The sequence below is a fragment of the Gordonia sp. PvP123 genome (assembly GCF_040547295.1).
In the GTDB taxonomy this organism is placed as follows: Bacteria; Actinomycetota; Actinomycetes; order Mycobacteriales; family Mycobacteriaceae; genus Gordonia; species Gordonia terrae.
In genome coordinates this window covers 1-9,678 of sequence record NZ_JBEPPN010000025.1, presented here as the reverse complement: position 1 = coordinate 9,678, position 9,678 = coordinate 1, and the positions used below count along the sequence as shown (strand labels likewise).

General features: G+C 63.7%; 9 protein-coding genes and 3 pseudogenes. 8 read left to right on the top strand and 4 right to left on the bottom strand.

Annotated features, from left to right (window positions below; translation table 11 throughout):
- Nucleotides 1-164 precede the first annotated feature (164 nt).
- Nucleotides 165-1,088, top strand: coding sequence for an acyl-CoA dehydrogenase family protein (locus tag ABIC25_RS24815; RefSeq protein WP_014928945.1), 924 nt, complete (start codon nt 165-167; stop codon nt 1,086-1,088).
- Between the two features lie 67 nt (nt 1,089-1,155).
- On the opposite strand, the pseudogene ABIC25_RS24810 reads toward ABIC25_RS24815, so the two are convergent.
- Nucleotides 1,156-1,398 (bottom strand): annotated as a pseudogene (locus ABIC25_RS24810) (MMPL family transporter); the annotation flags it as partial.
- A gap of 4 nt (nt 1,399-1,402) precedes the next feature.
- Nucleotides 1,403-1,528 (bottom strand): annotated as a pseudogene (locus ABIC25_RS24805) (TetR family transcriptional regulator); the annotation flags it as partial.
- A gap of 108 nt (nt 1,529-1,636) precedes the next feature.
- Here ABIC25_RS24805 and ABIC25_RS24800 point away from each other — a divergent pair.
- Nucleotides 1,637-2,194: a PaaI family thioesterase gene (locus ABIC25_RS24800; RefSeq protein WP_354563573.1), complete on the top strand. Its 558-nt coding sequence runs from the start codon at nt 1,637-1,639 to the stop codon at nt 2,192-2,194.
- On the opposite strand, the gene ABIC25_RS24795 is transcribed toward ABIC25_RS24800, so the two are convergent.
- A complete protein-coding gene (locus ABIC25_RS24795; protein ID WP_004020622.1) occupies nt 2,118-3,143 on the bottom strand; it encodes a helix-turn-helix domain-containing protein in 1,026 nt (341 codons plus the stop codon). The genes ABIC25_RS24800 and ABIC25_RS24795 overlap by 77 nt on opposite strands.
- 99 nt (nt 3,144-3,242) lie before the next feature.
- Here ABIC25_RS24795 and ABIC25_RS24790 point away from each other — a divergent pair, with 99 nt between their 5' ends.
- The 6 genes and pseudogenes from ABIC25_RS24790 to ABIC25_RS24765 all read left to right on the top strand — a co-directional run.
- A complete protein-coding gene (locus ABIC25_RS24790) occupies nt 3,243-3,563 on the top strand; it encodes a 2Fe-2S iron-sulfur cluster-binding protein (RefSeq protein WP_004020621.1) in 321 nt (106 codons plus the stop codon).
- Between the two features lie 26 nt (nt 3,564-3,589).
- On the top strand, nt 3,590-4,981 hold the full coding sequence (locus tag ABIC25_RS24785; protein WP_004020620.1) for a cytochrome P450: 1,392 nt from the start codon (nt 3,590-3,592) through the stop codon (nt 4,979-4,981).
- Nucleotides 4,978-6,177, top strand: a complete 1,200-nt coding sequence (locus ABIC25_RS24780) for an NAD(P)/FAD-dependent oxidoreductase (RefSeq protein ID WP_014928948.1) — start codon at nt 4,978-4,980, stop codon at nt 6,175-6,177. The genes ABIC25_RS24785 and ABIC25_RS24780 overlap by 4 nt, the downstream gene beginning before the upstream one ends.
- Complete coding sequence (locus tag ABIC25_RS24775) at nt 6,174-6,845, top strand: transglutaminase-like domain-containing protein (protein WP_004020618.1); 672 nt, start codon at nt 6,174-6,176, stop codon at nt 6,843-6,845. Before ABIC25_RS24780 ends, ABIC25_RS24775 begins: the two co-directional genes overlap by 4 nt.
- Nucleotides 6,846-6,932: 87 nt before the next feature.
- A complete protein-coding gene (locus ABIC25_RS24770) occupies nt 6,933-7,970 on the top strand; it encodes a BtrH N-terminal domain-containing protein (protein ID WP_472892132.1) in 1,038 nt (345 codons plus the stop codon).
- Nucleotides 7,971-8,270: 300 nt separating this feature from the next.
- Nucleotides 8,271-8,618, top strand: a pseudogene (locus tag ABIC25_RS24765) (transposase); the annotation flags it as partial.
- 142 nt (nt 8,619-8,760) lie between these two features.
- Here ABIC25_RS24765 and ABIC25_RS24760 read toward each other — a convergent pair.
- Nucleotides 8,761-9,678, bottom strand: a 918-nt coding sequence (locus tag ABIC25_RS24760; protein ID WP_354563572.1) for an IS256 family transposase, incomplete at its 5' end; no start/stop codon positions are given.

The window sequence follows — 9,678 nt, the reverse complement described above, 5'->3', positions numbered from 1 at the left end:
GGTCGACCCACACCGTCACCAGCTACCGTGAGAACCCGGTCCCCGCAAACGCTGGAACCAACTAACCGAGCCTCCAGCAAACCCGGGGCGATTCAGTCTTCGCAGTAATCCGCGAGATTGCCAAGGTCGACGGCTCGCTTGGCCACCTCTACGGATACCACCTCGTGTGTGCAGCCTTCATCGAACTCCTCGGCTCGCCGGAGCAGCGCGACGCCACTTACCGCCGCGTGGCGCAGGGTTCCTGGACGGGGAACGCGTTGAGCGAGAACAACAGTCACATTCTCGACTGGAAGGTGCGTGCAACCCCACGCGACGACGGTGGTTACGTGCTGAACGGGACCAAGCATTTCTGTAGCGGGGCGCTCGGATCCGATCTGCTTCTGGTGTTTGGCGTGGCGCAGGATGATGACTCACCCGAGCGGTCGGGAATTATCACAGCGGTCATACCCACCGACCGAGGGGGAGTGCGTCCCAACAATGACTGGAAAGCCCTGGGGATGCGGCGGACCGACAGCGGTACAACGGACTTCAAAGATGTTCAAGTGCTTCCGCACGAGGTGTTGGGGGCTCCGAACAGCGTGATCACCGACTTTTTCGGCTATAGGCGCGCCAGCCTATTCGGCCCGTTGGTGCAACTGATCTTCTCGCACGTCTACATAGGAATTGCCGCCGAAGCGCTGGACTCCGCTCGCGAATACACGCTGGAGCACGCACGGCCATGGACCCCTGCGGGGGTTTCTGAGGCCACGCAGGATCCATACGTAGTTCGGACCTTTGGAGAGCTTGCGATTAAACTACAAGGCGCTGACGCGGCGGCCCGCGATGCGTCGCACGCGGTGCAGCGGATCTGGGAGAAGGGTGATGCTTTGGCACCCGCCGATCGGGCCTCGCTGATGGTTCAGGTGTCGGGGGTGAAGGTCTTGGCCACCGAGGCGGGTCTGTCTATAGGCAGCCGGATCTTCGAGGTCATCGGGGCGCGTGGGACACACCCGCGTTTGGGGCTGGACCGGTTCTGGCGCAACATCCGGACGCACAGCCTGCATGACCCGGTGGCCTACAAGATTGCCGACGTCGGCCAGTACTTCTAGAACGACCGTGATCCCGTCCCAGGCTTTACATCCTGACAAGTTCGACAACACACATCGGCGATCCCCCCACCAGGTCGCGGGCGGAAGCGACATCGGCGGTGGTGCCACGAAGTTCCTGGACAAGCTCGTCGTAGCGTGCACGCACCGTCGGGGTGAGGCCGCCACGGTTCTCCATGGCGATAAACGCCGTTGTCTTGGCGCCTTTCTCCCCGAACGCCGTGCCCATCCGGTCGAATGACTGAAACGACGGCACTCCCGCAGGGATCGGGTCGACCGACTGCTGCCGCACGACTGTCTCCAGCTGCGGGAACGCTCGTGACCGCCTCGACGGTGACAGCCTCCACTCCCCCGCTGCGCAGCAACACCGCCGTGGCGTCGAGCAGACGGTTCCGGGAACGAACCCGCCGCGGATCGACGTCGTCGAGGCCATTGATGCTCACCGCCACCAGGTCTCCTCACGCTGTTGGTCCAGCGTGGATGTGGCATTCCACCAACGATACCGTTGGTAGTGGTCTGCTACCGGCACGAGCATCGATTCGAGGACTGTGATGTCAGCACCCACCAAACTGCCCGCACACTCCCCATCGTGCATGGGCTGCGGGCCGGAGAATGCCAGCGGCCTGCAGCTCGAGGTGTACCGCGACGGCGACCGCGTTTTTGCCGATCACTCTTTCACCACCAAGCATTCCGGTGGACCAGGTTTGGCGCACGGAGGCGCTATCTCGGCCGCGTGCGACGACATCATGGGATTCACGCTGTGGATCGCCGGCACCCCGGCCGTCACGCGCACGTTGACCGTCAAGTACCGCCGACCGGTACCCCTCCACGTACCAGTACGTCTTACGGCGTGCATCGACGAGGACGCCGATCACATCCTGCACATCGGGGCGAGCGGGACTGTGGACGGCGAGACCTACTTTTCCGCCACCGGCGAGTTCGTGAAAGTCGATCTCATGCACTTCGCGCGCTACGCCGACACCTCCACGGTAGACAGCTTTTCGTCAATCTTCTTCGCGCGGACTGACCTGCTCAGATGCCCGGCGCTGCCTGCCGATTCGCCGGTGCGCGGCGAAACCGCGTCGGGGAGCATCCGACCCACCGTGTGAACGCATGAGAGAAGCTGGCGGCGTCGGAGTACCCCAGTTCTGCGGCTATCTCGCCGACACCGATGCCCGGATCCAGCAGTCGCGCGGTGGCCCGTTCTTGGACGAACTGCTGCCGCAGGCGACGCAGGGTGGTGCCCTCGGCGTTCAGGCGTCGCTTGAGTGTGCTCACCGATATCGACAGCTCCGCCGCGATACGAGCACCGTCAGCGCGGGCAGGGTCGGCATCGAACTGTGCGCGGACCAGCTGCGTGTAGGAACTGGGCCTACGCTGTTCGTAGACGCGTCGAAGCTCGGCAATACCGATCCGGTAGGCCACGGGGTCGGAGAAACGGCACACGTCGTAGAGCACGGCAGCCGGTATGTGCACGAACGCCGCGGGCGCGTTGAAAACGATCCGATGGCCGATCTCACCCACGGCGATCAGGTCTGCCGGCGCCTGGCATGTCAGATGAAGCTCCACGGAGGGGACGGCACCGGCGAGCATGTCCACCAACCGCAGGACAGCCAGACCACCGTAGGTGACGGCGAAACAATCGGTGCCGGCGCTGTCGGTGCGCCCGGCCAGAGCGATCGTCAGTCCAGAATCTCCGTGCTGGAACTCGGTGCTCAGCGCGGTCGATATCAGGGGCAAGAACTGAAGCAGTTGAACAACTTCGACGACGGAACCCGCACTGACCAGCGGCAAACTGATGGGGCCGAACGAGGTGAGCTGAGCGTGCTCGGCGAACGCTACGCCCAACCGGAATCCCTGCTGGGAATCCATCGCCGGATACACCTCGTGAAACCACCGGACAGGCACTTGGCCCTGTCGCGCAATGACGACCGCGAGATCGACGCCCTCGCGGGCCATGATGCGTTCGAACGCTCGGGTCTCCGCCGCGCCCAAGGCGCCGCTGTCGAGGAGCTGGGCGAACGCCAGCGGCGGCATCCCCGACTCGACAAGGCTCATATGAGCCAAGTTAACAAGACATCGCGACGTCCGAACCTGGATCGACCACATTCGCCGCGCGCACACTCATCTCTACGACCCAGGAACAAGGAGGTGGCCATGGCCACGATCACCTACGTGACCCACGACGGCGAGGACTACCCCGCGCCGGTGATGCCCGGCAGGTCACTGATGCAGACCGCGGTCGACCAGGCGATACCGGGCATTGATGGCGACTGTGGCGGTGAGGCGGCATGCGGAACCTGCCACGTCGTCGTCGACAGCGCGTGGATCGACACCGTCGGCCACAGCACAGACGTCGAAGAAGGCATGTTGAGCATGCACCCCGAGCGTGAGGCCAACTCGCGGCTGTCGTGTCAGATGACCGCGCGCGAAGAGTGGGACGGGTTGACCGTTCACCTCCCCGAGTTCCAGTTGTGAAGTGAGAGAATGAGAGCGACTTTCAGATGAGCATTACCACCGCGATCGCCGAGAAGGCGCAGTCCATGATCCCGATCGATCTGCAGATCCGTGGCGCTCACGTCTATGACAAGACCCGCCGGATCGTCACCCGAACCGACGGCAAGAAAATCTTCACCGAGACCCCCATCCCGCCGGTCGAGGACGTCGAACTCACTGACATCGATCTGAGCAACCCATTTCTCTACCGACAGGGCATGTGGCGGTCCTACTTCGAGCGTGTGCGCAATGAGGCGCCCGTTCACTTCCAGCCCCGCAGTCCCTTCGGGCCGTTCTGGTCGGTCACTCGACATGCCGACATCATCGCTGTCGACAAAAACCATGAAGCGTTCTCCGCCGAACCGTTCATCATCATCGGTCGGCCCCCGCGTTTCATGGATATCGCGATGTTCATCGCCATGGACCCGCCGCGGCACGACAAGCAGCGCGCCGCCGTCCAGGGAGTCGTCGCACCGAAGAACCTGCGCGAGATGGAGGGCCTCATCCGGTCTCGCGTCCGGGAAGTCGTCGAGGAGCTACCGCTCGACGAACCGTTCGACTGGGTCCAGACCGTGTCGGTCGAACTGACCGCGCGGATGCTCGCGACATTGCTCGACTACCCCTACGAGCAGCGCCACAAACTCGTCCAGTGGTCGGATTTGGCCACGTCGATGGAGCAGGCCAACGGCGGACCATCGGACAACGACAAAGTTTTCCGCGAGATGGTCGCGATGGCACAGGGCTTGAGTGCGCTGTGGCGAGACAAGGCCGCGCGGACCGCGGCAGGCGAGGAGACCGGATTCGACCTCATCACCATGCTGCAGAGCAACGAGGACACCAAGAACCTTCTCGACAATAGCCCGATGGAGTTCCTCGGGAACCTCGTGCTGCTGATCGTCGGCGGCAACGACACCACCCGCAACTCGATGAGCGGCGGAGTGCTGGCTCTCAACGAGTTTCCCGAGCAGTTCGAGAAACTCAAAGCCAATCCGGATCTGATTCCCAATGCGGTGTCGGAGATTATCCGGTGGCAAACCCCGCTGGCATACATGCGTCGGGTCGCCAAGAAGGACGTGATGCTCAACGGTCAGTTCATCCGCGCAGGTGACAAAGTCGTCATGTGGTATGCCTCCGGCAACCGCGACGAGCGAGTGTTCGACCGCCCGGACGAGCTCATCATCGATCGGTCCAACGCTCGCAACCACATCGCGTTCGGTTTCGGTGTGCACCGTTGCATGGGAAACCGTTTGGCCGAATTGCAGTTGCGCATTCTCTGGGAAGAACTTCTCGAGCGCTTCGACGACATCGAGGTGGTCGGTGATCCGGAGTACGTGCAGTCCAACTTCGTTCGTGGGATCAGCAAGATGATGGTCCGTCTGACTCCCAAGCCGGAGACGTGAGTACTGATCGGGTCGTGATCGTCGGCGCAAGCCACGCGGGCGCACAGCTGGCGGCCAATTTGCGCAAGGAGAAGTGGGCTGGGGCCATCCTGCTGATCGGCGACGAGGGCCGCCTGCCGTATCAGCGGCCGCCGCTGTCCAAGGCATACCTGGCTGGCGATTGCCATCTCGACGATGTCGCGATTCGGAGCCGCCAGTTCTACGACAAGCAACGGATCGAGCTCGTCGACGGGACCGTGACCTCGATCGACCGTGCCGAACGAACCGTCACTCTTGGCAACAACGACGCGGTGTCCTACTCGAAGTTGGCCCTGTGCACCGGCGCTCGAGCTCGCGCACTGCCGGTCCCCGGCGCCGACCTGCCGGGCGTGCACTATCTGCGCACCGCCACCGATGTCGAGGCCATCCGCGCCGCCGCGGTCCCGGGTTCGCGGGTCGTCATTGTCGGCGGCGGGTACATCGGCCTGGAGACAGCGGCCTCGCTTCGAACCCTGGGTGTCGAGGTCACCGTCCTGGAGGCGGCAGGACGCGTACTCGAACGTGTCACGGCGCCCGTCGTGTCGGAATTCTTCGATCGAATTCACCGCGAGAAGGGTGTCGAGGTACGGACCGACGCAATGGTCGAAGGGTTCCGCGGCGACGAACGAGTCGACGGCGTTGTCCTGTCCGGGGGGGAGACGCTGGCCGCTGACCTGGTCATCGTCGGCGTCGGCGTCATTCCGAACACGGAGCTCGCAGCAGCTGCGGGCATCGACGTCGAAAACGGCATCCTCGTCGACGACCGCGCTCGTACCAGCGATCCTGACATCGTCGCAGCCGGCGACTGCGCCAACCACCGAATCGAGCGGTACGGGCGACGTGTTCGTCTCGAGTGCGTGTCCGCAACAACCGAGCACGCCAAGATCGCGGCGGCCACAATCTGCGACAACACAACCGGTCGCGCCGCACTGCCATGGTTCTGGTCCGACCAATACGACCTCAAACTCCAGATCGCCGGGCTCAACACCGGATACGACGAGGTGCTGGTCAGCGGCAACCCCGCCCATGGCCGCGACTTCACCTGCTACTACTTAACCGCCGGAGAACTGATTGCAGCTGACTGCGTCAACAGACCCGCTGACTTCGTGACCGCCAAGCGCGCCATTGCACAACGAGCGCCGATCGTCAGGTCCGAATTGATCGGAGCGGCCCCATGACCACATCACCGACAAATGCGGTCAGCCCGGCGGCGCTGACGGGTTCACGCTTCCTCGACATCGAGCACGCCACCGTCGCAACCTTCACACGCGAAGCCGTCGGCAACGCGACCACCGACAAAGACAAAGCCGGCCGCCTGTTCACCGCGGTGCGCGACGCCATCCGCTACGACCCGTACACCGTCTCCAACGACCCAGAGCACTACCGGGCCAGCCATGTAATCGAATCCGGGCGTGGATACTGCGTCCCCAAGGCCGTCGTGCTTACCGCCGCATTCCGCGCCGCCGGGATCCCAGCGCGGCTAGGCTTCGCCGACGTCCGTAATCACCTCCAAACGGGCGCCCTACGTGAGCTGATGGGAACCGACGTCTTCGTCTATCACGGGTACAGCCACGTCTACATAGACGGACGGTGGCTCAAGGCGACACCCGCGTTCAACTCGGAACTGTGCGCGCGGTTCGGAGTCGCCCCGATCGACTTCACCGGCGACAGCGACGCGTTGCTCCACGCTCACTCCGCGGACGGCTCAACACACATGGAGTACGTCCGCGAAAGAGGTGTGTACAACGACCTGCCTCTCGACAACATCCTGGTGGCTCTCAAAGAGGCCTATGGCCCTCTTATACTCACGCAGCGTGCGACGTCACTAGATGCATTCCACGCCTAACCCGGTCTGCCTCAGTCGTCGGCCCGGCAATCGACAATTTTCGTACCGCCTCAACACAGGAGGATCGTGTCAGTGTCCGGCCCCTCGATGATCGACCCCTACCCGCACCGAATGGGTGGCCACTGTGGGTCCGGTGCGATGCGAGACCTCATGGAGTGGACCGGGCTCGGTTACGACGGCCCACCCGACGAGGGCCTCGTCTTTGCCCTCGGCGGAGCCCTCTCCCTCACCTACATTCGATCAAAAGCGCTGATGCCACCCGTGTACTTAGTCGGACGAGGACCTGATTTTGAGATCGACCTCCCCCGCCGTCTGGGCGGCACCGTCGAGGTGCTTGCCACAGACGACCCGGCCGAGGGTTGGGAGAACCTTCGTGGCGAGATCGATCAGGGACGCCCTGCACTGGTCTGGGCGGAGATCGCAGAACTCCCCTACCTGCGGGTCCAGTTGCGCATGAGCCGCCACGACATCGTTGTAGTCGGCTACGACGAGACGCAAGGCGTCGCGTACATCGCCGACAACGATCGCGAAGACCTTCAACGCGTCCCACTGGACGCACTCGCACGCGCGCGCCGCTCGACCTCCTTCCCGGAGCCAACCCGACACACGCTGTTTCGTATCAATTGGCCACAGACGCCACCTTCGATTCTCGAGGTGGCCGCACAGGCATTCGCACAATCCGCAGCGAGCCTGAGCACCCCAGGCGCATCGACGATCGCCGGGCCCGCAGAACACGGGTCACACGGCCTCGACGCTGCCAGCGCGCTCGCATCCGACGTCTGCAGCTGGGGAGCCCTGTCGACCGACGACCTCGAGATGCATTTATTCAGCCTCGGCGCCTTCATCGAGAAAGCGGGGACCGGCGGCGGCCTGTTCCGCCGACTGCTGGCACAGGGCTGCGACGAAATCGCGCGCCTCACCGGCGATCACGCCACCGCCATCCTTGCAGCCAACGCCCACCATGCGGCGACATCCTGGACTGCAGTCGCACGCGCAGCAGTACAGAAGGATCACGCCTCATCCGAGCGGCTCCGATCCGTCACAACCCTCGCGGCGGCTCTACCCGAGGCGGAAACGACCCTGGAGGCGTCACTACGAAAGGCCGCAGCATCCTTGTCAGGCTAACCGGCCTGTCGCGGCAAGTCCGCGAGGAGGACGCTAAGCAGGGCCGCCGCGTTCACACAAACGCACGCAGGAGCATTACCATCAGCAGGACGCCGGTTCCCGCTGACCCGGGTCCTGTGACATCGACAGGAGGCAACCGGGAAGCCTGCAGTTCTTCTCGCAGCGTCACGTATCCTGGCCTTCGACCACGCCACCGTGCAGGCGTCCACCCGTGATGCTACCGGCGACGCGGACAACGATCGAGACATGGCGCGGAGCCACTTTGCCGCGGTGCGAAACCAGATCCGCTACGACCCCTACACAGCAGCCCGCATCCTCCTCGAAGTCGGCGACGGTTCAGCATTCGCCACCGCAGGCCACCTGGCCGCCTACGCCGGCATCGCACCAGTCACCCACCGATCCGGCACCTCCATCCGTGGCGAGCACCCCGCCCGATTCGGAAACCGCAAACTCAAACGAGCCTTCTTCCTCTCCGCGTTCGCCGCACTGCACGACCCCACCAGCCGCGCCTACTACGACCGCAAACGCGCCGAAGGAAAGAAACACAACGCCGCCCTCATCTGCCTGGCACGCCGACGATGCGACGTCCTCTACGCGATGCTCAAGCACAGCGAGCCCTACCGAACCCCAATCGCTTCAGCTGCTTGACAAACCCATAGGGACACCCCCCGTTCTGGACGACCCCCACCCAGCGTCTCACGCACGCTCACCACGAGCTCGGCGGGAATCGGGCCCCGACGGGTCTGTCCGATATTCGGTGTAAGCGGCGGTTTTCCGATTGCTCGGCGGGTCAGCGTTCTTCGGCTGCGGGCATACGATCGGCGAACGTGATGGCCGGGGCGTTGAGCGCTGGCTTCCAGCGTACGGCCCACTTCGTCTGACCGGTACCCTTCGGGTCCAGCGACCGGGTGACCAGGTAGAGCGTTTTGAGTGCGGACTGCTCGTTCGGGAAGTGTCCTCGAGCGCGCACCGCACGCCGGTAGCGGGCGTTGAGACTTTCGATCGCGTTGGTGGAGCACAACACTCGCCGTATCTCGACGTCGTAGTCAAGGAACGGGATGAACTCCTCCCACGCGCTCTCCCACAGGGTCACGATCGCCGGGTACGGCGTGCCCCATTTCTCGGCGAATTCCTCCCACCGCGCCCGGGCGTCAGCGGCGGTCGGCGCGGTGTAGATCGGTTTGAGATCGGCGCTGATCGTGTCCCAATACTTGCGGGAGGCGTACTTGAAGGTGTTGCGGATCAGATGGATGATGCACGTCTGTACCGTGGCCAACGGGAACGCGGCAGATACACTGTCGGGCAACCCTTTCAATCCGTCACACACAACGAAGAAGATGTCGCGGACACCCCTGTTCTTGAGGTCGGTGAGCACCGCCAGCCAGAACCTGGCCGACTCGCCGTCGCCGTCGCCGGCCCACATGCCGAGGATGTCTTTGTGCCCGTCGAGATCCACCCCGATCGCGGCGTAGATGGGCCGGTTACGCACCTGCCCATCCCGGATCTTGACCATGATCGCGTCGATGAACACCGCCGCGTACACTTTCTCCAGCGGGCGTGCCCACCACGACACCATCTCTTCGATGACCCGATCCGTGATTCGGGAGACGGTGTGAATCGCCCCGGGTTTGCTGGAGGCTCGGTTAGTTGGTTCCAGCGTTTGCGGGGACCGGGTTCTCACGGTAGCTGGTGACGGTGTGGGTCGACC